General features: G+C 62.1%; 20 protein-coding genes. 13 read left to right on the forward strand and 7 right to left on the reverse strand.

Features of this window, described 5'->3' with window-relative positions:
- Positions 1–135: 135 nt before the first annotated feature.
- On the reverse strand, positions 136–918 hold the full coding sequence (locus ACB028_RS13845) for a LuxR family transcriptional regulator (protein ID WP_026457604.1): 783 nt from the start codon (positions 916–918) through the stop codon (positions 136–138).
- A 62-nt stretch (positions 919–980) separates the two neighbouring features.
- Here ACB028_RS13845 and ACB028_RS13850 point away from each other — a divergent pair, with 62 nt between their 5' ends.
- The 6 genes from ACB028_RS13850 to ACB028_RS13875 all read left to right on the forward strand — a co-directional run bounded on the left by ACB028_RS13850 (position 981) and on the right by ACB028_RS13875 (position 8,515).
- Entirely contained in the window at positions 981–1,631 is a 651-nt protein-coding gene (locus tag ACB028_RS13850) for an acyl-homoserine-lactone synthase (protein WP_201981079.1), read from the forward strand.
- A gap of 217 nt (positions 1,632–1,848) precedes the next feature.
- The gene (locus ACB028_RS13855; RefSeq protein ID WP_371144524.1) at positions 1,849–2,748 is read left to right on the forward strand and encodes a LysR family transcriptional regulator ArgP; all 900 of its coding nucleotides are present in this window, start codon (positions 1,849–1,851) and stop codon (positions 2,746–2,748) included.
- Between the two features lie 86 nt (positions 2,749–2,834).
- Entirely contained in the window at positions 2,835–4,856 is a 2,022-nt protein-coding gene (locus tag ACB028_RS13860; RefSeq protein WP_371144525.1) for an exoribonuclease II, read from the forward strand.
- Positions 4,857–5,109: 253 nt separating this feature from the next.
- Complete coding sequence (locus ACB028_RS13865) at positions 5,110–6,750, forward strand: diguanylate cyclase domain-containing protein (RefSeq protein WP_371144526.1); 1,641 nt, start codon at positions 5,110–5,112, stop codon at positions 6,748–6,750.
- A 4-nt stretch (positions 6,751–6,754) separates the two neighbouring features.
- The gene (locus ACB028_RS13870) at positions 6,755–7,858 is read left to right on the forward strand and encodes an EAL and HDOD domain-containing protein (protein WP_042070392.1); all 1,104 of its coding nucleotides are present in this window, start codon (positions 6,755–6,757) and stop codon (positions 7,856–7,858) included.
- A gap of 66 nt (positions 7,859–7,924) precedes the next feature.
- Positions 7,925–8,515: an HAD family phosphatase gene (locus ACB028_RS13875; RefSeq protein ID WP_061476425.1), complete on the forward strand. Its 591-nt coding sequence runs from the start codon at positions 7,925–7,927 to the stop codon at positions 8,513–8,515.
- Positions 8,516–8,643: 128 nt separating this feature from the next.
- Here ACB028_RS13875 and hfq read toward each other — a convergent pair whose 3' ends face one another.
- A complete protein-coding gene (gene hfq, locus ACB028_RS13880; protein ID WP_026457968.1) occupies positions 8,644–9,003 on the reverse strand; it encodes an RNA chaperone Hfq in 360 nt (119 codons plus the stop codon).
- Positions 9,004–9,178: 175 nt separating this feature from the next.
- Here hfq and ACB028_RS13885 point away from each other — a divergent pair, with 175 nt between their 5' ends.
- Genes ACB028_RS13885 through ACB028_RS13895 form a run of 3 tightly spaced genes read left to right on the forward strand, consistent with a single transcriptional unit; the run spans position 9,179 to position 12,664 of the window.
- Positions 9,179–10,453: a PqiA/YebS family transporter subunit gene (locus ACB028_RS13885; protein WP_042070395.1), complete on the forward strand. Its 1,275-nt coding sequence runs from the start codon at positions 9,179–9,181 to the stop codon at positions 10,451–10,453.
- The gene (pqiB, locus tag ACB028_RS13890) at positions 10,446–12,095 is read left to right on the forward strand and encodes an intermembrane transport protein PqiB (protein WP_201941829.1); all 1,650 of its coding nucleotides are present in this window, start codon (positions 10,446–10,448) and stop codon (positions 12,093–12,095) included. The genes ACB028_RS13885 and pqiB overlap by 8 nt, the downstream gene beginning before the upstream one ends.
- Entirely contained in the window at positions 12,092–12,664 is a 573-nt protein-coding gene (locus ACB028_RS13895; protein WP_026458594.1) for a membrane integrity-associated transporter subunit PqiC, read from the forward strand. The genes pqiB and ACB028_RS13895 overlap by 4 nt, the downstream gene beginning before the upstream one ends.
- A 106-nt stretch (positions 12,665–12,770) precedes the next feature.
- Here ACB028_RS13895 and rlmD read toward each other — a convergent pair whose 3' ends face one another.
- Complete coding sequence (rlmD, locus tag ACB028_RS13900; RefSeq protein ID WP_342010879.1) at positions 12,771–14,123, reverse strand: 23S rRNA (uracil(1939)-C(5))-methyltransferase RlmD; 1,353 nt, start codon at positions 14,121–14,123, stop codon at positions 12,771–12,773.
- A gap of 273 nt (positions 14,124–14,396) precedes the next feature.
- On the opposite strand from rlmD, the gene ACB028_RS13905 reads away from it, so the two are divergent.
- Complete coding sequence (locus ACB028_RS13905) at positions 14,397–16,121, forward strand: proline--tRNA ligase (protein WP_371144527.1); 1,725 nt, start codon at positions 14,397–14,399, stop codon at positions 16,119–16,121.
- A 93-nt stretch (positions 16,122–16,214) separates the two neighbouring features.
- On the opposite strand, the gene ACB028_RS13910 is transcribed toward ACB028_RS13905, so the two are convergent.
- The 3 genes from ACB028_RS13910 to ACB028_RS13920 form a co-directional block, all read right to left on the reverse strand.
- Positions 16,215–16,895, reverse strand: a complete 681-nt coding sequence (locus ACB028_RS13910; protein ID WP_042026613.1) for an SDR family oxidoreductase — start codon at positions 16,893–16,895, stop codon at positions 16,215–16,217.
- Between the two features lie 77 nt (positions 16,896–16,972).
- Positions 16,973–17,605 carry a TIGR04219 family outer membrane beta-barrel protein gene (locus ACB028_RS13915; RefSeq protein WP_225633380.1) on the reverse strand — a complete coding sequence of 211 codons (633 nt, stop codon included), beginning with the start codon at positions 17,603–17,605 and terminating at the stop codon, positions 16,973–16,975.
- Positions 17,606–17,699: 94 nt separating this feature from the next.
- Positions 17,700–18,149, reverse strand: coding sequence for a copper chaperone PCu(A)C (locus ACB028_RS13920; protein WP_026456391.1), 450 nt, complete (start codon positions 18,147–18,149; stop codon positions 17,700–17,702).
- A gap of 90 nt (positions 18,150–18,239) precedes the next feature.
- On the opposite strand from ACB028_RS13920, the gene ACB028_RS13925 reads away from it, so the two are divergent.
- The gene (locus tag ACB028_RS13925) at positions 18,240–18,989 is read left to right on the forward strand and encodes an enoyl-CoA hydratase-related protein (protein WP_042026615.1); all 750 of its coding nucleotides are present in this window, start codon (positions 18,240–18,242) and stop codon (positions 18,987–18,989) included.
- 24 nt (positions 18,990–19,013) lie between these two features.
- Here ACB028_RS13925 and ACB028_RS13930 read toward each other — a convergent pair whose 3' ends face one another.
- Positions 19,014–19,484 (reverse strand): DUF2753 family protein, encoded by a 471-nt coding sequence (locus ACB028_RS13930; RefSeq protein WP_042026616.1) that lies wholly within the window; start codon positions 19,482–19,484, stop codon positions 19,014–19,016.
- 171 nt (positions 19,485–19,655) lie between these two features.
- Here ACB028_RS13930 and ACB028_RS13935 point away from each other — a divergent pair, with 171 nt between their 5' ends.
- Positions 19,656–21,497, forward strand: a complete 1,842-nt coding sequence (locus tag ACB028_RS13935; protein ID WP_371144528.1) for an ATP-binding protein — start codon at positions 19,656–19,658, stop codon at positions 21,495–21,497.
- Positions 21,472–22,821, forward strand: coding sequence for a sigma-54-dependent transcriptional regulator (locus ACB028_RS13940; protein ID WP_371144529.1), 1,350 nt, complete (start codon positions 21,472–21,474; stop codon positions 22,819–22,821). The genes ACB028_RS13935 and ACB028_RS13940 overlap by 26 nt, the downstream gene beginning before the upstream one ends.
- The last annotated feature ends 227 nt before the right edge of the window (positions 22,822–23,048 follow it).

The following is a 23,048-nucleotide window of genomic DNA, read 5'->3' on the forward strand; positions in this document are numbered from 1 at the left end:
CATTGATTTACTGGTTGATTCATTTTGCTAATAACCCATCACACCCTTTTGCAACCGCTTGTCAATTACCGGATCTGACAATTGTGGCCTCCCCGATGACGGCAGGAGAATCCAGCAAACTGGTCAGGATACGCACTATTGCAACACCATGGGGAAGTTGGTCACCACTACCTGCTCCAAGTTCGGCAACAGCAGACCACTGCTGACCCCCTTGGCCACGGCCTGATAACGGTTCATGGAGCCGGTTTTGCGAGTGACCTGATTGAGATGGTAATTCACTGTGCGCTCGGTAATCCCCAGGATGCAGGCGATCTCGTTCGAGGTTTTCCCTTCGCTGGCCCAGAACAGGCACTCGGTCTCCCGATCGGTCAGAGGCTCCTTGTCCAGGTTCTCCACCATGCTGAGGCGCACGATGCGAATAGCCGCCTCGAAGATGTAATTGGACATCCAGGAGAGGATCGGCGAGGACTCCAGCAGCAGATCGCTCGAGGCTCGCTCGGAGGTGATGAAGGAGAGGATGCCGTTTTCACCGGCAGCCCCGTGCAGCGGGAAGGAGATGCCGTTGCGCAATCCGAACTCGGCGGCCAGCCCCATCACGTCCATGCTCCCTTCCTGCAGGAAACGGGCGCGCTCATCCAACCGGTTCCAGTAGATGGGCAGGGTCTGTTTGCGTGCCAGCTGGATCACGGGATCGCTGGCCAACATGTTGTGTTCGGTATAGGCCTGAACCCAGGAATCCGGGCACTGGTTGAACAGCACCACCTTGGGCCTTTGCATCGACATCGGCATGATCAACGCAAAGCGGAAATAGTCGTACCCCATCCCGAGCGAGAAGCTGCCGATCAGTTCGGACAACCGGTTGCCATCCGTCACCGTACTGAAATGTTCCAGGTACTCAAGCAGTTGGTCTCTTGTCATAAAAAAGCCCCCTTGGCCAGACATGTGATTATAACCGCGAATAACAAGAGAGAGAGTCCATAATGTTGGTTTTCAAAGGGAAATTGAGAGAACACCCGCGAAAAGAGGTCGAAAGTGAACTTTATCGCTTTCGAAACGACGTTTTTTCCGACCGACTCGGCTGGGATGTGGAGTCCCGTCAAGGACTTGAGCGAGACAGCTTCGACACCCCCGACACTCACTGGGTGCTGATCGAGGATGAGCAGGGAGTGTGTGGCTGCATCCGCCTGCTCAACTGCGCCGATGCCTACATGCTCCCGACCATTTTTCCCGCCGCCCTGGCCGGTGAACGCCCGCCATGCAGCCCGCAGATCTGGGAACTGACCCGGCTGGCCATCGACGCCTCCCGTGCCCCGCGCATGAGCAACGGCGTCAGCGAACTGACCTGCGTCATCTTCCGCGAAGTCTATGCCTTCGCCCTGGCGCACGGGATCCGCGAGCTGGTTGCCGTGGTCAGCCTGCCGGTGGAGCGCATCTTCCGCCGTCTCGGCCTGCCCATCGAACGCCTCGGCCATCGCCAGGCCGTCGATCTGGGAGCGGTTCGGGGCGTCGGTATCCGCTTCCATCTGGATGAACGCTTTGCCCGTGCCGTTTCCCAACCCCTGCTCGGTCATTACCAGCCCCATAGTCGTCCTGCTCAATCCCAACGACATCCGCTGGCCGCATCATCATAAAAAATCCCGGGAAACATACCCGGGATAAACGCATCGCTATGAGCCACATCCGGCAGCCACTGCCCGTGCGGCGATGTGCAGTATCCTCTCTGAACCGGTTAACCACTACTGTAAAAAATCACACTAGCGGCCTTGCCCCACTCTCATCGCAACCGGCCATTGTTGTCCGGATCCGGCTCGCGTAGAGTCTGCCACGGGATCAAGACAGGGAGATGGCATGAAAGAGCTGGACTACAAATTGCTGCGGGCACTGGATGCGGTACTGCAGGAGCAGAATTTCGAACGGGCAGCCAGATCGCTGCACCTCACCCAGTCCGCCATCTCGCAGCGGATCAAGCAGCTTGAACAGCAATTTGCCGAACCCCTGCTCATCCGCAGCCAGCCGCTGCAGGCCACCCCCCTCGGCCAGAAGCTGCTGGCTCACTATCGCCAGGTGCACCAACTCGAGATTGAACTGGCGGGCGAGTTGACCCCGGCCACGCCGCAAGGCCCCATCCGCATCAGCATTGCCGTCAACGCCGACAGTCTGGCTACCTGGTTCCTGCCCGCCATCGCCCCTTTGCTGGAGCAACACCCAATCGAACTCAATCTGCTGGTGGATGACGAGAGCCGCACCCTCGACAAGGTACGCGAGGGTCAGGCGTTTGGCGCCATCAGCCTGCAATCCCAGCCGCTGGCGGGCTGCTGCATCGACGAGCTGGGTGAGATGCACTACCTGCTCACCGCCAGCCCCGCCTTCGTCGCGCGCCACTTCCCCAATGGCCTGACCCGGGAAGCACTGGCCAAGGCCCCTGCGGTGGCGTTCGATCAGCGCGACGACATGCACGTCAGCTTCATGCACCGCCACTTCGGGCTGGAGCCCGGCGGCTATCCCTGCCATACGGTGCACTCGTCGGAGGCCTTCGTTACCATGGCCGAGCAGGGGCTGGCCTGTTGCCTCATCCCTGAATTGCAGATCCGCCAGCATCTGGCCACGGGCAGCCTGGTCAATCTCAGCCCGGACCAGCGCCTGACAGAGCGACTCTACTGGCACCGCTGGGTACTGGAAAAAGGCATCCACAAGCAGCTCTCCCTGAGGCTGATTGACTACGCCCGTTGCCAGCTGCAACCAAGCTGAAAAGGCCATTCACCTTGGCTTTGGAGGGCTAAAAACGTATAGTGCTGGGCGTTTCTTCATCAGGTCTCCACTCAGGTTCCTCACTTATGTTCCAAGACAATCCGCTGCTGGCCCAGCTCAAGCAACAAATCCGCGAAAACATCCCCAAGAAAGAGGGTGTTATCCGCGCCTCCGATAGGGGCTTCGGCTTTCTGGAGGTCGATGAGAAGACCAGCTATTTCGTGCCGCCGCCCTACATGAAGAAGGTGATGCACGGCGACCGGGTGACCGCCCTGATCCGTACCGAAAAAGAGAAAGAAGTGGCAGAGCCGGACGAGCTGCTGGAGCAATCCATCACCCGCTTCGTGGCCCGGGTCAAGATGTTCCGCGACCGCCTCAACGTGGTAGCCGACCATCCGCTCATCAAGGATGCCATCAAGGCCCGCGTCAAGAAGGGGCTGGACGAGAAAGAATTCAAGGAAGGGGACTGGGTAGTCGCCACCCTCAAGCGCCACGCCCTGGTTGACGGCAACTTCTCCGCCGAGATCACCCAGAAGATCGCCTCTCAGGAAGATCACAACGTGCCCTGGTGGGTGGTGCTGGCGCGCCACAACCTGGCCCAGGTCGAGCCGGCGGATCTGCCGGAGTGGAAGGTGATCGAAGAGGAAGAGCTGCCCCGCCGCGATCTGACCCAGGTGCCTTTCTTTACCATCGATGGCGCCAAGACCAAGGACATGGACGACGCCCTGGCCATCACCAAGCTGGACAACGGCTGGGAGCTGCTGGTCGCCATCGCCGACCCGACTGCCTACGTGGCCGAAGGGAGCGAGCTGGACAAGGAAGCCGCCCAGCGCGCCTTCACCGTCTATATGCCGGGCCGCAACGTACCGATGATCCCGCGCACCCTCTCCGACGAGCTCTGCTCCCTGAAAGAGGGCGAGGAGCGCAACACCCTGTGCGCCCGCTTGCTCATCACCGAGGATGGCCTGCTGCAGGAGGAGACCGAGTTCTTCGCCGCCCGCATCTGCTCCCACGCCCGCCTCAACTATGACGACGTCTCCGACTGGGCCGAACACGGCAAAGAACTGGATATCGACGCAGGCGTCTTGGCCCAGCTGCCGCTGATGAAGGCGATGACCGAGGCGCGCATCGCCTGGCGCACCGAGCATGCACTGGTATTCCCGGATCGTCCCGACTACGACTTCGAACTGGGCGAAGATGGCGAAGTGCTGGCCATTCACGTCGAGCCACGCCGCATCGCCAACCGCATGGTGGAAGAGTCGATGATCGCCGCCAACATCTGCGCCGGCCGCGTGCTGGGCAAGACCGTCGGCTACGGCATCTTCAACGTCCACACCGGCTTTGACGAGGAGTCCCTCGATGGCGCCATCGACCTGCTGAAAAGCGCCGAGGCTCCGTTCGAGAAGGAAGAGATCGCCAGCCTGTCCGGCTTCTGCGCCCTGCGCCGCTGGATCGACGGCCTCGATACCCGCTGGCTGGACGGCAAGATCCGCCGTTTCCAGAGCTATGCCCTGATGTCCTCCGAGCCGGGAGCCCACTACGGCCTGGGTCTGGATGCCTACGCCACCTGGACGTCACCTATTCGCAAATACGGCGACATGGTCAACCATCGCCTGCTCAAGGCCGTCATCGCCGGCAAGACCCCGGGCGAGCGTCCGAGCCAGGAGCTCACCGAGCACCTGACCGCCTGCCGCCGCCTGCACCGCATGGTGGAGCGCGACATCGGCGACTGGCTCTATGTGCGCTACCTCAAGGCTGCCGCCGGTACCGATCAGGTATTCAACGCCGAGATCATCGACGTGATGCGTGCCGGCCTCAAGCTGCGCCTGCAGGAGAACGGTGCCGTGGTCTTCATGCCCGCCCGCCACATCCTGGACAACAAGGAGCGCCTGGAGTGCAACTGGGACAACGGCCGCGTCTATCTGGACAAGACCGAGGTAGTCTACGAACTCGGCCAGATCATCGAGGTGAAGCTGACCGAGGCGGTGGAAGAGACCCGCTCCCTCATCGCCAAGCCGGCGGTGGAGCTGGTGCCGGGTCCGGCGCCGGTCGCACCGGCAGCCGAGGCCGATGCAACCCCGGCCGAAGAAGCGCCCAAGGCAGAGTAAACACCTGTCAACTTATAGAAAAAGCCCGCCATTGTGCGGGCTTTTTTATGTCCCTGATGCCTGCTCTCCTCGTTCAGATCATGCTTTTCTCACCTGCTAACGACCCAGTCGCCCCCTTCAGGCAAATTGCGACCGCCTCCCAACCTTAAAGCAGCAGAATTTATGCGCACTGGCTCTCTTTTTTAATATTTCAATCAATATATTAGAGGGAGTGTATATATACTCGCTTGGGTACACCCAAAGGGACATTGGCATGCAAGAATGGGCACCTGAGCAGTTCACCAGCTTCGCGCAGCTCTGCGAGGCGAGTCTCGCGACCATCAGGGAGAAAACCGAGGCGGAGCGCCTCTATCTCTGGTTGCAGGCGCCGGAGCTCCTGCTTTACAGCTTTCATCCGGATCAGGGGTTGCTAACCCTGGATCCGGCCCATCTGGTGACGTTGCAGTTGCCGGATGAATTGATCTCCCGGGCCGTCGAACACGGGCAGATGGTGGTGGAGCAGATCCAGCCGCAGAGCGATATCTGGGAATATGTGGAAACCGTACAACCCAAGCTGCGCGTCTGCTTCCCCCTCAAGCGTCATCAGGAGCTGGATGGCGTCATCTATCTGGAAACCCGGCGCCGGCTCGATCGCCTCTCCCGTCATCAGCGCCAGGGGATCCAGCTGCTGACTCACTACCTGACTGCCGAACTGAGCAACCATCTGCTGGCCTGGCAGATAGATCATGAACGGGATCAGCGCCGCCACACCCAGACCGATCTGGTGCAGAGCCAGGCGATGCAGCGCTCCTTCCTCCAGATGTTGCAGGCCCTGCACACGGTCAGCGTCACCCTCTCTCGCAGCCAGAGCGAACACCAGCTGCTGCGGGAAGCCGTGGTGCTGGCCCGCGAGGAGCTGCAATTCGATCGGGTCGCCATCTTCCTCATCGAGCCCGATGGCAAGACCATGCGCGGCACCTGGGGCACAGATGAAGAGGGCAAACTGGTGGACGAGAGCGGCTTCATCAGCCCCATCCCTGATCACCCCACGGTACAGCAGGCGCTGCGCAGCAAGGACTATGTACTGGTGCTGGAGGATACCCCCCTCTACTATGAACGCCAGCAGGTGGGCCGCGGCTGGAACGCCATGGTCTCGCTGTGGGACGGCGCCACTCCCATCGGCTGGATTGCCGCCGACAACCTGCTGTGGCAACGGCCACTCAAGGCCTACCAGAGCGAGATCTTCAAGCAATACGCCGCCATGCTGTCGCAGTTGTTGATCCGCCAGCGCACCCAGGAGGAGCTGGAGAAACTCAACCGCCAGCTGGAGGCTCGGGTGGCCGAGCGCACCATGCAGCTTGCCGAGACCAACCGGGCGCTGGAGGAGGCCAACCAGCGCCTCTCCCTGCTTTCCCTCGAAGATCCGCTCACCGGCATCGCCAACCGCCGCCAGTGGGACCTCACCATGCAACGGGAATGGGAGTGGGCCCGCCGTACCCAGAGTCTGCTGGCGGTGCTGATGATCGACGTGGATGACTTCAAGGCCTACAACGACCACTTCGGCCATGCCAAGGGGGATGAGTGCCTGCGACTGATCGCCAGCGTGCTCAGGGAAGCGGAGCGACGGCGTACCAACCTGGTGGCCCGTTATGGTGGCGAGGAGTTCGTGATCCTGTTGTGCGCCCCCCAACCGGGAGAGGCGGAGCAGCTGGCCGAACGGATCCATGATGGACTGGCCCAGCTAAAAGTGCCCCATCCAGGTTCACGAGTTGCTGATTTCATTACAGTTAGCATAGGCTTTAGCTATCTGGTTCCCTCCCAGGACGGGGCATGGCAAACCCTGACCGAACAGGCAGACCAAGCGCTTTACCACGCCAAGTCGCAAGGGAGGGCTCGCACTCTGACCTATCGGTGATCCCATGCTGCTGCGCCGCTATCCCATCTTCAATCGCCGCCTGGCTCTGGTGGCCTACGGTATCGATTATCAGCTCGTCGACCCGGCCCAGTGGCCTGCACTAGCCCAGCATTGCCGCATGCTGGCCCAGGGGCGTCAATACCTGGTGCCTTTCAGCCACGAACAATTGGATGATCAACGCCCCCTGCTGTTCGATCAGGACACCATTCCCCTGGTGGAGGCCTCCAGCGAGCGCCTCCCGACCTCTTTTCCGGTGCTGGAACAGTGGCGTGACAGTCGTCGTCGGCTCGCCGTCCACGGTGCCCACCGGGATCCCCGCTGGCTCGGCGCCAGCCGCTTGCTGGTGTTCTGGATGGGAGAAGAGGGCATTTGCCAGCCCACTGAACACAAGCGGATGGCCCTCAATATCGATACCTGGCAGGATTTCCTTCCCCTCAGGGAGGCTGGAGTGGATTTCTTCGCCGGCGGTTTCCTCGCCCGTCCCGAGCTGGTGAACCAGCGGGCCACCCAGCCGGATATGGCGCTGGTGCAGCAAATTCTCCAGCTCATCTGCCACGAGGAGTTCTCCTTCAATCAGGTCGCCAAACTGCTGGAGCAGGATGCCTACCTGCCCGGTCAGCTGCTCACCTATGTCAATGCGCCTGGCTTTGATCACGCCAGCCCCATCACTTCCGTCTCCCGCGCCCTCTCCTATCTGGGGGAGCAGGAGATCCGCAAATTCGTGCTGATCAACGGCCTGGCCCGGATCAGCCCGCACATGCCGGAGGCCTGTACCCGCATGGCCATCGCCCGTGGTCGCTTCTGCGAGCTGATCGCCCTGACCGCCCTTGGCAAATCGGAGGCCAGCTGGGCCTTTCTGGTGGGACTGGTACTGGATGGTTCACTGCTGTCGGATGCCCTCAAGGCTCATCTGCCCAAGAACGTGAAGCGCGCCATCGAGCTGCGGGAGGGGCCGCTGTTTCACCTGTTCCAGCTGGTCACCACCTATGAACAGGGCAATTGGCCGTTGCTGGCCCAGCTGGCGCCTCGTTATCAGCTGGACCCGACCAGGCTGACACCCATCTATTTTCAGGCGCAAATGTGGGGGCAAGCGTTTCTCACCAGCTAGCCAATGGCGGGGAGGGGCAGCTCTGGCTAGAATGGGCTCCCTTTTTCCAGAGACAGACTCAGCACCATGACCCTTTCCGGATTCCAAGGCCTGGTCTTCGACCTCGATGGCACCTTGGTCGACTCCATGCCGCTCCACCTGGCCGCCTGGGAACACACTGCCCGTGAATTTGGCTTCCATTTCGATGCCGACTGGTTCTATGAACTGGGGGGCATGCCGAGCCGCAAGATTGCCCTGCTGGTGGCCGAAGAGCAGCAGATCCCACTCGATCCCGTTCAAGTTACTCGCTGCAAGACAGACCACTATGTGGCCAATCTGCATAAGGCGACCGTCTTCCCGGCCATGCAGGCCCTGATCGAGCGCCACCACGGCCTCATCCCGATGGGGATAGGCACGGGCTCCCCCCGCGTCAACGCCCAGGCGGTGCTGCGCAATACCGGTCTGGATCGCTATTTTGAGGTGGTGGTGACCGCCGACGACGTGGAGCTCCACAAACCCAATCCGGATACCTTCCTGCTGGTGGCCAGCAAGCTGGGGGTCGAGCCGTCAGGCTGTCTGGTGTTTGAAGATACCGGCATCGGCGTGCAGGCGGGTCAGGCCGCAGGCATGCAAACCTGTCTGGTCAGGGAAGGCAAACCGGTCGAGATGGTGGCGTGATCGGGCAAATATCTCGCCCGAAAGCAGACAGATGACGTTCGCTCTCATACGGGACATGAATGTAAATGAGAGCGAACGACCGCTGCCGTCAGACTCGGGAGGGATGGCGGCAGAGGCGGGGCAAGGGATTATTCGTGGTTGCCGCCGCCCTGGTTGTCGTCATAACGACCCGGAGCACCGTGCGGACGCGGCGCCATGGAGACCCGCGGCTTGCGTGCACGCTGGATATTCACCTGCGGACGACCGGTGTGCATGGCGATGGTAGAGATCTTGGCCTTGTAGACCAGCTGCTGGTTGCCATGGGCATCGGTCAGCAGCACGCTGTATTGATCGAAACCACTGATGGTTCCTTCCAGCTTGATGCCACTCACCAGAAAAATCGCGACCTGGCTGCGGTTCTTGCGCAACCAGTTAAGGGCGGAATCTTGCCCGTTCCCAAGGGAGAAGGCTTGCTCAATCGTGGAGTAACTTGGGGATTCGGTTGTCATAAATTATTGTCCCGCGGAAAAAAGTGGCGTTTGATTGTGCTAAATGGCCAGTGGCTTGTCAAAGTCATTCGCATGCTCATCAACAATCGTGCTACACGGGGACTGGCCGCTGGCCGACACAACTGCGATAATCGGCGGTTCTGGCTTCCTGACGAGCCTTATTCGAGGTTTTATTTTGCATCCGGCTTCACACCCACCTCGGACCTATGTCCACGATGCCACCGCCTGCGAAGAGTGTGACCTGCTGATCCCGGCCACCCCCCTCGCCGTGGGCCAGGCCAGTTGCTGCCCACGCTGCGGCCACACCCTGAGCCGCTACTTGCCGGATCAGGAGCTGCGCCCCATCGCCTACGGGTTTGCGGCGCTCATCATGTTCGTGCTCGCCAATGCTTTCACCTTCATGTCCTTCTCCAGCAAGGGAATTGGGCAGGAGATGACGTTCATCCAGTGCATCTCCACCCTGGTGGACGAGGGTTACCTGTTCCTCGGCGCCGTGCTGAGTCTGACCCTGATCGGCCTGCCGCTCATCTACATCGGTTCCATCATGCTGGTGCTGTGGCGGGTCGACAAGGATCTCCACAGCAAAGCACTGCGCTCCCTCGGTCGCCTGCTCTGCCAGATAAAGCCCTGGCTGATGGTGGATGTGTTTCTGGTAGGGGTGCTCATCTCCCTGGTCAAGCTGATGGGGATGGCCGACATCAAGATGGGGCTCTCCTTCTGGGCCTTCGTCGGTTACACGGTGCTGCTCGTCAAGATGATCTCGTCGCTGGACACCATGTGGCTATGGCAGCGGCTGCTCGGCCCGACCGATGCCTGCGGCGTCGATGAGACAACCGATGCCAGCGCCATGGAAAGCGGCCTGACGGGGTGCCATATCTGCGGCGCCCTGAGCAAGGCGGGCAGCCATCGCTGCGGCCGCTGCGGCGGGCACCTGCACGATCGCAAGCCGGGCGGGTTGAACCGCACCTGGGCCCTGCTCATTACCTCCAGCATTCTCTACATTCCCGCCAACATCTATCCCATCATGGATACGGTGTTTCTCGGGGATGACACCCCTTCCACCATTCTCGGGGGCGTGGTGCTGCTGTGGGCAATGGGCTCCTACCCCATTGCCGCCGTCATCTTCTTTGCCAGCGTGGTGGTACCGCTGGTGAAGATACTGGCGCTGTTCTGGCTCTGCTACGCAGTGCAAAACGGCCACGCGGCCTCGCCGCTACGCAAGCTCAAGCTCTATCGCATGACGGAATTTGTCGGACGCTGGTCGATGATCGACGTCTTCGTGGTGGCCATTCTGGCGGGCCTGATCCGCCTCGACAATCTGATGACCATCTACCCCGGCCCCGCGGCCGTCGCCTTTGCAGGGGTGGTGCTGATCACCATGGTCGCGGCCATGAGCTTCGACTCCCGCCTGATCTGGGATTTACAACAAGGAGAACGCGAACGTGAGTGAGCGTAAAACAAGGTGGAAACCGGGCTCTGACTTTCTGAGCTCTGCCGCCGCAATCTGGATGGTGCCACTGCTGGCGCTGTTCATCGGTCTCTGGATGCTGTTCCAGCACTGGTACTCCCAGGGCCCCAGCTTTACCCTGACGGTCGCCACTGCCGAAGGCATAGTGGCGGGCAAGACGGTGATCCGCTCCCGGGAGGTCGACGTCGGCCGCATCGAGACGGTCGAGCTGAGCGATGACTACAGCCACGCCGTGCTGCGCGGCCGCCTCACCAACGCTGCCTCCGGCATGCTCAAGGGCGACAGCCAGTTCTGGGTGGTCAAGCCCAGGGTCGGCCGGGAAGGGGTATCGGGTCTGGGAACCCTGCTCTCCGGCGCCTATATCGAACTCCTGCCGGGCAAGAAGGGTAAGGCGCGGGACGAGTACGCCATGCTCGACAAGCCGCCGCTCGCTTCGCAAAGTGCCAAGGGGCTGCGCCTGATCCTCTCCAGCCGCGATGCCCGCGCGCTGGGAGAAGGTTCCCCCATCAACTACCAGGGGTTCACCATAGGCCAGGTGGAAGAAGCCACCTTCCTGCCCGAAAAGAGCGAGATGCAGTACCAGATCTTCATCAACGCTCCCTATGACATCCTGGTCAGCAGCAACTCCCGCTTCTGGCTGACCCCGGGTTTCGAGCTGTCCGTCAACAGCGAAGGGATGAAAGTGAAGATGGACTCGCTGGAGAGCCTGATCGACGGCGGCATCACCATGGGTCTGCCGCCCGGCTGGTCTCCTGGCGAGCCGGCCAAGCAGCGCGACGAGTTCACCCTGTTCCAGGATGAGGCGAGCGTGCTGGCCGGTAGCCTGGATCAGTTCATCGACTACGTCTTCCTGTTCGACGACAACGTGGCCGGCCTGCACCCGGGCGCGGCCGTGCAGTATCGTGGCATCCGGGTCGGTACCGTTATCTCTGCCCCCTATCTCATCGAGGAGAAGGGCGTACGCCTGTTCCAGGATCGCCAGATCCCGGTACTGGCCCGCATCGAGGTGCAGCGCCTCTCCCACCGCTACGCCAAGGCGGAGAGAGAGCAGTGGCGCGCCCTGTTCAGCAAACAGTTCAAGGAAGGTCTCAGGGCCAGCCTCAAGACCTCCAGCCTGCTGACCGGCGGCAAACTCATCGATCTCAACTTCTACCCGGATGCGCCCCGTTTCGAGCAGGCCAAGATCTCCGGCTATCAGGTCTTCCCGACCGTGCAGGCGGGGCTGGATCAGATCGAGCGCAAGGTGAACCTGATCCTCGACAAGTTTGTCGACATGGACATGGCGACCACCCTCAGCAAGGTCAACAGCTCCCTCTCCACCCTGGATGGGACCCTGAAGAACATCAGTGCGGTCAGTGCCAACCTGGACAAGCTGACCAGCAAAGAAGCGACCCAGCAACTGCCGGCATCCCTGAACCAGAGCCTGAAACAGTTGCAGGAAACGCTGCAGGCCTATGACGGCCATTCACAGACCAACCAGGATCTGCGCCAGTCAGTACAGGCCCTAAATCAGTTGATGCGTGAACTGCAGCCGCTGGTGCACTCCCTGAACGAGCAACCCAGCTCGCTGATCTTCGATCGCGCCCAACCATCGGACCCTGAGCCCAAGCGAGGAACACAATGAAAAAACAGATCCTGACGCTGGCCCTGCTCGGCCTGCTGGCCGGTTGCAGCGCCAGTCAGCCCAGCCTGCATTACTACTCGCTTGACGCCAGCCAGCCGTCATCCGGCGCGGCCCCGGCCACTCCGCAGCACCAGCTGGTGCTGCGACCCATCACCCTGGCCAGCCAGCTCGACCGGATCAGCATGGTCTATCAGCTGGAGGGGCAGGAGTTGCACTTCACCGAGTACCACCGCTGGGCGGGCTCGCTGGATGATCAGCTCAATCAGGTGACCATGAACGGCCTCTCGGCCCGGTTGCCCGGTTGGGTGATACGGCAGGATGGCGCCCGCAAGGGGCCCGTGCTGAGCATAGTGGTGGAGCGCTTTCAGGGGCGCTACGACGGGCGCGCCGTGCTGAGCGGACGCTGGCGTCTGCTGGCGGAAGACGGCACCGTGCTGCGCGACGCCCCCTTCCGTCAGGAACGGGTACTGCCCGCCGACGGCTACAATACGCTGGTCGGCGAACTGGGTCAGGGCTGGCAGCAGTTGCTCGACCAGATCGCCACCGAGGTGCGCCTGAGCGCGGGTTAATCCCCTCACGCCGTGCGGCAGATATAAAAAAACGACTCCAAATGGAGTCGTTTTTTTATGGCCAGCGGGTCGGGCAACCTCGCCACCTGCGTCTGTGTGGCCCTGATCAGCCCTTGGCGGGCAGGCTCAGGCGGGCAACGGCTTCGACGTGCATGGAGTGAGGGAACATGTCCACCGGCTGCACCTCGTCCAGCACGAAGCCCTGCTTGACCAGCCAGGCGAGATCGCGAGCCAGGGTCTGAGGGTTGCAGGAGACATAGACCAGCCGGCGCGGCGCCATGGCCACCAGGGTCTGCAATACCGCCTTGTCACAGCCCTTGCGCGGCGGATCCATCACCACCACATCGGCGCTCACCCCTTCGGCGTGCAGGGCTGGCATCAGCTGCTCCGCCTTGCCGACGTGGAACTCGGTCTGCTCGATGCCGTTGAGGGCCGCGTTGCGGCGGGCGTCGCTGATGGCGCTCTCCACCGACTCGATCCCCACCACCTTGGCGGCCTTGCCCGCCAGGAACAGGGAGATGGTGCCGATACCGCAATAGATGTCGAACACCGTCTCGTTGCCGGTCAGCTCGCAATACTCCAGCGCCTTGGAGTAGAGCACGTCGGTCTGGCTCGGGTTGTTCTGGAAGAAGGAGAGCGGCGAGATCTCGAATTCGAGCTCGTGGATCTTGTCGCGGATCACCCCGCTGCCCAGCAGCACCCGGTTCTTGTCCCCCAGGATGCGGTTGGTGCGCGCCTCGTTGATGTTCTGCACCAGGGTAGTGACCGGCAGATCCTGCAGGGCGGCCAGCAGCTCGGCTTCGAACGGCAGCTCCTCACCCAGAGTCACCAGCACCACCATCAGCTCGCCGCTCTTGAACCCCTTGCGGGTCATCAGGTTGCGCACGCAGCCGGTGTGGGCCACTTCGTCATAAGCCGCGATGTCGTGCTCGCGCATCCAGTTGCGCACCCGGGCGTTCAGCTCCACGTGCAGAGAATCTTGCACCGCGCAGTCATCGGCGGTGATGAGATCGTGGGAGTGCTTGCGATAAAAACCGATCTCGGCGCCAGCCTCGCAGCCACGCACCGCGTACTGCGCCTTGTTGCGATAGGCGAACGGCGTCTCCATGCCGAGGATGGGATTGACCACGGCCTCACCCAGCCCGACCTGCTCCAGGGCGCTCTGCACCAGGCTCTGCTTGAGCTTGAGCTGGGCTGGATAGGCCAGCGGGCGCACCTGGCAGCCGCCGCACTCTGTGTTGGGGCAGAAGTCGGCAACCCGGTCGGCGGAGGGCTGGAGCAGCTCGGCCACCTTGCCGTGCAGGTAGTTGGGCTTCACCTCGGTCAGTTCGACCAACGCCTGCTCACCCGGCAGCAGACCTTCGACAAACAGGGGGCGGTCGAACAGGCGTCCTTTGCCATCTCCTTTGTCGGTCAGTTCCAGGATCTCGATCTGGTGTTGATGTCCCACTAACGGCATGAGCGGCTCCAAAAGTACAAAAAATAAGGGGGGACGGGAGTGGCATAGCCCTGCCCGTCGAGAAAAGGTGGCAGAGTTTAGCGAAGATCCGGCCAAATTGCAGGCATAAAAAACCTGCTTGTCGTGATGTTATCCCCCATGAGTCCGCGCTGGCTCGCCGTCCCTTTGGCCATTGCGGCAAATTTAGCCCTTGGGCCGCAACGCTGCGCCTGTTAAAATTCCGCCCTTGAATTTATCCAGGGCCCCGCGCCCGTTTAGCTAAGGTCTACCGCGATGCGTACCAGCCAATATCTGCTTTCCACTCTCAAGGAAACCCCGTCCGATGCGGAAATCGTCAGCCACCAGCTGATGCTGCGCGCCGGCATGATCCGTAAACTCGCCTCCGGCATGTACGCTTGGCTGCCGACCGGTCTGCGGGTCCTGAAGAAGATCGAGAACATTGTCCGCGAAGAGATGAACAATGCGGGTGCCGTCGAGGTCTCCATGCCGGTGGTGCAACCGGCGGAGCTGTGGCAGGAATCCGGCCGCTGGGACGACTATGGCCCCGAGCTGTGCCGTCTGACCGACCGCCACAATCGTCCCTTCGTGTTGGGCCCGACCCACGAAGAGGTGATCACCGCCCTGGTCCGTTATGAAGTAAACAGCTACAAGCAGCTGCCGCTGAACCTCTACCAGATCCAGACCAAGTTCCGTGACGAAGTACGCCCCCGTTTCGGCGTGATGCGCGGCCGCGAGTTCCTGATGAAGGACGCCTACTCCTTCCACATCGACAAGGCCTCCCTGGTCGAGACCTACGAGAAGATGCATGCCGCCTACTGCAAGGCCTTCACCCGCATGGGTCTGAACTTCCGTCCGGTGCAGGCCGATACCGGCTCCATCGGTGGTACCGGTTCTCACGAATTCCAGGTGCTGGCCGAGAGCGGTGAAGATCTTATCGCCTTCTCCGACAGCTCCGATTACGCCGCCAATATCGAGATGGCCGAGGCGCTGGCCCCGGCGGGCGAGCGCCCGGCTGCGACCAAAGAGCTGACCAAGGTCGCCACCCCGAACGTTCACACCATCGACGAAGTCGCCGCCTTCCTGAGCGTGGCCCCGAGCGCCGTCGCCAAGACCCTGCTGGTGCTGGGCGAGGCGGACGAGCACGGCAACCAGGCGGTCATCGCCCTGGTGCTGCGTGGCGACCACGCACTGAACGAAATCAAAGCCGAGAAGCTGCCGGGTGTCGCCAATCCGCTGGCCTTCGCCAATGACGAGCAGATCAAGGCCGCCGCCGGTTGCGACGCGGGCTCCATCGGCCCGGTTAGCTTTGCCGGTCGCATCATCGTCGATCGCAGCGCCGCCCACCTGGCGGACTTCGTCTGCGGCGCCAACGAGACCGGCTTCCACCTGACCGGCGCCAACTGGGATCGCGACATCGCCTCTTACGAAGTTGCCGACCTGCGCAACGTGGTGGAAGGCGACCCGAGCCCGTGCGGCCAGGGCAAGCTGCTGCTCAAGCGCGGCATCGAAGTGGGCCACATCTTCCAGCTCGGCACCAAGTACTCCGAAGCGATGAAGGCAAGCGTGCTGAACGAGGGCGGCAAGTCCGTCACCATGGAGATGGGTTGCTACGGCATCGGTGTCTCCCGTCTGGTGGCCGCCGCCATCGAGCAGAACAACGACCAGTACGGCATCATCTGGCCGGACGCCATCGCCCCGTTCGAAGTGGCCATCGTGCCGATGAACATGCACAAGTCCGTGCGCGTCGCCGAGCTGGCCGAGCAGTTCTACGCCGAACTGAAAGCCGCCGGCGTGGACGTGCTGTTTGACGACCGTAAGGAACGCCCGGGCGTAATGTTCGCCGACATGGAGCTGCTGGGCGTGCCCCACGCCATCGTCATTGGTGAGCGCGGCATGGACAACGGCGTGGTGGAGTACAAGTGCCGCCGCACCGGCGAGAAGCAGGAAGTGGCCATCAGCGACATCGTCGCCATGATCAAGGCCAAGCTGGGCCGTTAATCGTCCCGCAGCCCGAGATAAAAAAAGCGCGCCAGATGGCGCGCTTTTTGTTTGTCTGACTATCTGTTGGCAAAACAGCAGGAAAAGCCGGCCCTACTCGTTGCGCCCGATAAAGAGATCGGTCACGTGGCAACTACTTCTGGCCTCCAGCGCATCCAGCATGTAGGCCGCCGCGTCTTCCGGGGTCATGAAACGGCTCGGATCCACGTGATCCGAGTTGTCCCAGAATTCGCTGCGGATCCCGCTCGGATAGAGGTTTACCAACCTCAGGGGCGAGCCCTTGAGCTCGGCCCGCAGAGACTCCAGAAAGCCCCGCATGCCCCATTTGGAGGCACAATAGAGGCTCTCGTTGGCCTTGCCCACCTGGGCGGCGGAGGAGAGCACATTGGCCAGCACCCCGCCTTTCTCGCCGATGAGCCGCACCGTCTGCTGGGCCACCAGTATGGTGGAGACCAGGTTGCTCTCCACCACCCTGCGTACCTGCTCGGCGGTGTAGACGCCGACCGGACCGAACTCACCCACCCCGGCGCAGTGGATCACCAGGTCGGGCAGACCTCCCCATTCCACCGCGGCGGTAAAGGCCATTTCCACCTCTTCGTGGTGAGAGAGATCGGCGGCGATGCCGATCACCGCCTTGCCGAGCAGCTGTTCCTGCTCCTGCAGTTTCTGATAACGGCGCCCCATCATGGCGACCTGATGGCCCCGGCCAACCAGCCCGATGGTCAATGCCCGGCCGAGCCCGGAGCCCGCCCCTGTCACTATGATGTGCCCCATTATCTCTCCTCTCCCTGCCTTGCTAGATACCTGCCAGCACCATGACGTGAGACATCATCATGCTGACTTCCGTCAGATTAGAAAGTGAATTCGCCGCCCATGAACCAGCCATCGATGCGCTGATCGACGCCGTCGAAGTCAACCTTGGCCTCGCGCCAACCGGCACGCAGCTTGACCGGTACGGAGGAGAACTTGTAGGCACCGCCCAGACGGTAGTCCAGGTTGTCCGCATCCTTGGAACGCACGTCGCCGAAGAAGGAGACACCGGTACCCGGGATCCGTACTTCGCTGCCGGCATAGGCCATCAGCATGTCTTCGTCATAGCCTTTGCGGCTGAAGTACATCTGCTCGCCGTCGTAGTGACGACCGGTCAGGCCCAGATCGATCTGGAACAGATCGTTGTTGAACAGACGGTAGTAGAGGCTGAGATCGTAAGCGGTCAGATCGTTCTTGAAGTTGCCGCCGGAGGTGCTCAAATCAGAGATCTCGAACTTGGCGTTCGGCAGCAGGATGATGCCGTGCTCCAGTTGCAGGTAGCCGCTCCAGTTGTAGTTGTCGTCATAACCGCCATCGGCACTTCTGCCGTATGCCTGGCCGCTGCCCTGAGCAGACCATACGTCGGTACCGGCGGCAAAACGCCAGTCATCGGCAGCCATGGCAGCTTGGCTGCACAGCGCCAGAACAGCACCGGCAATCAGTGTCTTTTTCATCACGTCACTTCCTCTTGCATGGATGGAAAGGGCACTATTTTACTCCGCGCAGCCAAAATACCCAGCGAGAATCCTGAACAAACGACGACAAATGTCAGTGCTTCATGTGCTGCATCTCGCCCATCGGCTCGATCGGCTTCACCGGCAGCGACAACGCCAGCTGCTGGCCATCATCCAGGGTGAGGGTGAGCGGCATGGGGGTCTGCTCGGAGAGGGTGCCGATCTCGAACAGCATGATGTGCAGGCTGCCCGGCTTCAGTACCACTTCCCCCTTGGCCGGGATCTCGATGCTCTCGACCTGGCGCATCTTCATGACCCCGTTCTCGTGCAGATGGGTATGCAGCTCGGCGCGGCCCGCGGCTGGAGAGGACGCTGCCACCAGCTTGACCGCCTGATCGGCATCGTTCTTGAGTACCATGAAGGCCGCCGTATTCGGCGTACCGGGGGGCAACAGGCGCACATAACCGTCGACCGCCTCCACCTTGGCCAGGGCGGGAGCCGTCATCCCGAGCAGCAGCAGAGAATAAAACGCACGTTTAAACATGGTTGAAATCCTTTTATGATGTTGTTAAACGAGGCAAAGGTTACCCCAACAGAAACCTTTTATGCACCCTTCAATAACAAGGATTTAGACATGGCGCCCATTCTCATTGCCGAGCGGCAGGACGGCTTGCTCACTCTGACCCTCAACCGCCCTGACAAGCGCAATGCCCTCAACACAGAACTTTACCGCCAACTGGTGAGCGAGTTGCAACAGGCCGCGGCCGATGAGGGTGTACATGTGTTGCTGTTGCAGGGTCAGGCGGAGTGCTTCACTGCCGGCAACGATCTGGCCGATTTTGTCGGCAAGAGCAGTCTGGAGCAGGACGATCCCATACTGCAGTTCCTTCACACCCTGGCCGATTTCCCCAAACCGGTGATCGCCGCCGTGGGGGGCCCGGCCGTCGGCATCGGCACCACCATACTGCTGCACTGCGATCTGGTCTATCTGGGGGAGAATGCCCGCCTGCAGCTGCCTTTTGTCGAGCTGGGGCTGGTGCCGGAGTTTGCCTCCAGCCTGCTGCTGCCCCGCGCCGTCGGCCAGCTGAAGGCCACCGAGCTGTTGCTGCTGGCCGAATCCATGGATGCTCATGAAGCACTGCGCCTCGGCCTCGCCAACCGGGTGGTGGCCAGCGCGGATCTGCTGGCATTTGCCCGCGAACAGGGGCTGAAGCTGGCCGCCAAACCGCCCAGGGCAGTGCAAAAGAGCAAGGCGCTGCTCAAGCAGGAGCTCAAGCAGGCGGTCCACTTCGTCATCGATCTGGAGGCGCGCGCCTTCGCCCAGGCCCTGCTGGGGGAAGAGGCGCAGCAACGCATCGCCGCCAGGCTCGGTCGCAAGGGCTAGCCCGTTGCCACCATAGCGCGCCGGTCAGTTGAGGCGAAAGCGCCCGATCAACTCGCAGCCCTGTACCTTGTCCTGCAACTGGATAAGCTTGGCAATCTCGGGGTTGGGGTGGCGCTTGAGAAACCCGAGCAGGGCCGCGCGGCAGCAACCCAGTTCGCTTATCAGCGACTCGCACTCCCGGTTAGGACATTGCGGCACCAGCGCCGTCACCAGCTCGGAGGCGAGCTTGAGGTAACGCAGCTCGTAGGCGGGTTCATCCATGGCGCGCCAGAAATCCGCCAGACGATGGCAGGTCGCCACCCGCATGGAGGCCAGCATCTCGAGATCCGGCTCTTCCTGGGTCATCTCTATCGGCGCCGAGATGGTGCCAAGGGCCTGTTGATAGAGGCAGACTGCAGAGCCCAGCGCCCCTTGGCTCAGGGAGTGCTCAGCTTCCATCATGTAGCGCTGCCAGTGTGTCTGGGCCTGATCCGGCCCGTCTTGTGCCTGTGTCATGGGAGGGCTCCTTCCTCTGGGTGGAGTCCTTCATGATGCCTAATTGAGAATGAATATCAAGCCGACAGACTGTGCAGGATCTCGGCGCCTGTTGCGCCGGTCACACTCTTTCACCGGCGCCATCCTCTCTCCTCCGGACGCAGGTTAAGATGTGGCCAACCAAGGAAGGGAATGATGAACAATGGAAGTCGGGGCCTGCTGATTGGCCTGTGGATCACGCTGATGGTGGGGCTCGCCTTCATGGCCCGCCAATGGGGACTGGAGAGCCTGCGCCAGCAGGCCCAGCTCGACAATGAGCGGCTGGCGGGCCAGCTGTTGGTGGAGCTCGACAAGTATCGCCGCCTGCCCGCCCTCATCGCCACTCGCAGCGAGCTGCAGCAGGCGCTCTCGCGAACGATCTCCCCCGCCAGGCTCAACCCCCTGCTGGAGCAGCAAAACGAGATCCTGGGCACGGACGCCATCTACCTCATGACCGCTCAAGGGGACGTCATCGCCGCCAGCAACTGGCGCCAGCAGGACAGCTTCGTCGGTGACAACTACCGCTTTCGCCCCTATTTCCAGCAGGCGATGCAGGGACGGGCCGGCAGCTATTTTGCTCTCGGTCAGCGTTCCGGGCGGCGGGGCTACTACTTCTCCTATCCGGTGCAGGAGGGGGATCACCGCCTCGGTGTGGTCGTGGTCAAGGTGGCCCTCTCCCTCATCGAGGAGCGCTGGGACAGCCGCGATGACTTCGACTACCTGCTGACCGACGAGTACGGGGTGGTCTTTTTCTCCTCCAGGGCAGAGTGGCTCTACCGTCCCCTGGTCAGATTGAACGACACGACCCGCGCCACCCTGAGCGATGAGCGCAAGTATGGCGACAAGCTGGGGGATCCCCTGAGCGATCAGCCCACCCTGGGGCTGCTGCGCAGCCAGGATGAGTGGCGTTGGGGGCAGGGTTATCTCTTCACCGGCACCGCCATGCCCAGCGCCGGCTGGCATCTCTATACCCTCAAGCCCCTGCACGGCCTGCTGCCCATCATGGCCAAGGCGCTGGCCAGCTTCACCCTCATCTCCCTGCTGGTGCTGATGATCTGGCTCTACTGGCGCCAGGAGCTGCTCGGCCGGGCCCGTCTCGCCCGCCTCAACAACCAGCTGGAGCACAAGGTCAGCGAGCGGACTTTGGCCCTCTCCACCAGCAACCAGGAGCTGGTGGCCACCATCGACAAGTACCGCCAGACCCAGCGCGAACTGGTGGATACCCAGGAGCAGCTGGTACAGGCCGCCAAGCTGGCCCTGCTGGGGGAGATGTCGGCCGGCATCAACCACGAACTCAACCAGCCGCTGGCTGCCATGCGCGCCTATGGCGAGAATGCACTGCAGCTGCTCGACAAGGGACGCCTCGACAGCTGCCGTGACAACCTGCTGCAGATCAACAGCCTCAATCATCACATGAGCGAGCTGGTCGCCCGTTTCAAGGTGTTCGCCCGCAAGGGGGAGCAGACCCTGCAGGCGGTGACGCTGCAGCCGGTGATCCACGCCAGCCTGGCGCTGCTGCACAGCCAGATGATCAAGCAGGGCCTGCTGATCGAAACCCGGTTGCCGGCAGAGCCCCTCTATGTTCGGGCCGATGCGGTGCAGCTCGAGCAGGTGCTGGTCAACCTGCTGCACAACGCGCTGCAGGCCTGCGCCACCAGCCCCCCTCCCCGGGTCTGGCTCACCCTCGAACGGGTTGATGATCGGGTGGTGATCGAAGTCAGTGACAACGGCCCGGGCCTCCCGGTCGAGGCGAGCCGGCTGTTTGCCCCCTTCTACACCACCAAATCCCAGGGGCTCGGGCTTGGGCTCACCATTTCGCTGCGCATCGTCACCGCCTTTGGCGGCCAGCTGGAGGCGGCCAACAGCCCGGCCCACGGCGGCGCCAGCTTCACTATCACCCTGCCCGCCGTCGACCCCAGCCTGCGCAGCGAGCCAGGATCCCCAGCCTTTACCCCTTCAGGAGAGAGCCATGACTCAGATAATGCTGATCGATGATGAACATCACCTGCGCCTCTCTCTCGGCCAGACCCTGGAGCTGGCCGACTGGCAGGTCACCACCTTCGCCAGCGCCGAGCAGGCCCTGCCCCATATCGGCGCCCAGTGGCCCGGCATCATTATCAGCGACATCAACATGCCCGGCATGAACGGCATCGACCTGCTGCGGGAGATCATGGGGCGCGACTCCGAGCTGCCGGTGATCCTGCTCACCGGCCACGGCGACATCTCTACTGCGGTGCAGGCCATGCGCCTGGGGGCCTACGACTTCATCGAGAAGCCGTTCGGTACCGAGCAACTGCTGGAAGTGGTGCGCCGGGCCTGCGACAAGCGGCGCCTGGTGCTGGAGAACCGGGAGCTGCGCAGCGAGCTGGAGGCCCAGAGCGGCCCCGGCCCCAGGCTGCTCGGCACCCATCCGGCCATCAAGCGGCTGCGCCAGATCCTCACCCACATCAAGGATGCCCCCACCGATGTGCTGATCATGGGTGAGACCGGCAGTGGCAAGGAGCTGGTCGCCCGCTTCCTGCACGATCACTCGGTGCGGGCGGCCGAGCCCTTCGTCGCCATCAACTGCGGGGCCGTGCCGGAAACCATGATGGAGAGCGAGCTGTTCGGCCACGAGGCGGGAGCCTTTACCGGCGCCCAGAAACGCCGGGTGGGCAAGATAGCCTGGGCCAACAAGGGCACCCTCTTCCTCGACGAGATAGAGAGCATGCCGATGGCGCTGCAGATCAAGCTGCTGCGGGTGCTGGAGGACAGGGAGGTCGAGCCGCTCGGCACCAACCAGAAGATAGCGCTCGACATCCGGGTGCTGACCGCCAGCAAGGTCGAGCTCAAGACCCTGGTCGAGCAGGGCAGCTTTCGCGCCGACCTCTACTACCGGCTCAACGTGGTGCGGGTGGATATCCCCCCATTGCGGGATCGCAAGGAGGATGTGCCCCTGCTGTTCGAGAATTTCCTGCGGGTAGCCGCCACCCGCTACCAGCTGGCGCCACCGCGGCTCGGTGCCGAGCAGCGGGCCTGGCTGCTGGCCCACGACTGGCCCGGCAACGTGCGCGAGCTGCGCAACCTGGCGGAGCGCTGCGTGCTGATGGGCGAAGAGGGCGCCTTTGCCGATCTCACCCTGGGGCGGGAGGCGCTGACTCTGGCCGAGCAGGTAGACCGCTTCGAGCGCATCCTGCTGACCGATACCCTGAGCCAGCACAGGGGGCGACTGAAAGAAGTGCAGGAGGCCCTCGGCCTGCCGCGCAAGACCCTCTACGACAAGATGCGCAAGTACGGCCTCGACAAGCAGGACTACAAGCTCGACGACGGGGGCGAGTGAACATGGGCAGGCTCGGCTCCCCCTCCCCCGGCTGACCCGGTTAACCTTGCCATCATGGGCGGCATTCCCCCCGCCTGCCCGACTCCATGGGGGGATTTCCACCCATTTTTGACCCGCTCTGTTTTCCCCTGCCTGGCGCCAGCGCCCATTGTTAATGGCTTGTTTCAAAAATAAGGAAGATGGCACACAAGTTGCCTTGCTATGGGTGATTTACCTGAACCCACTCA

Source organism: Aeromonas sp. S9(2024) (assembly GCF_041403185.1).
In the GTDB taxonomy this organism is placed as follows: domain Bacteria; phylum Pseudomonadota; class Gammaproteobacteria; order Enterobacterales; family Aeromonadaceae; genus Aeromonas; species Aeromonas enteropelogenes.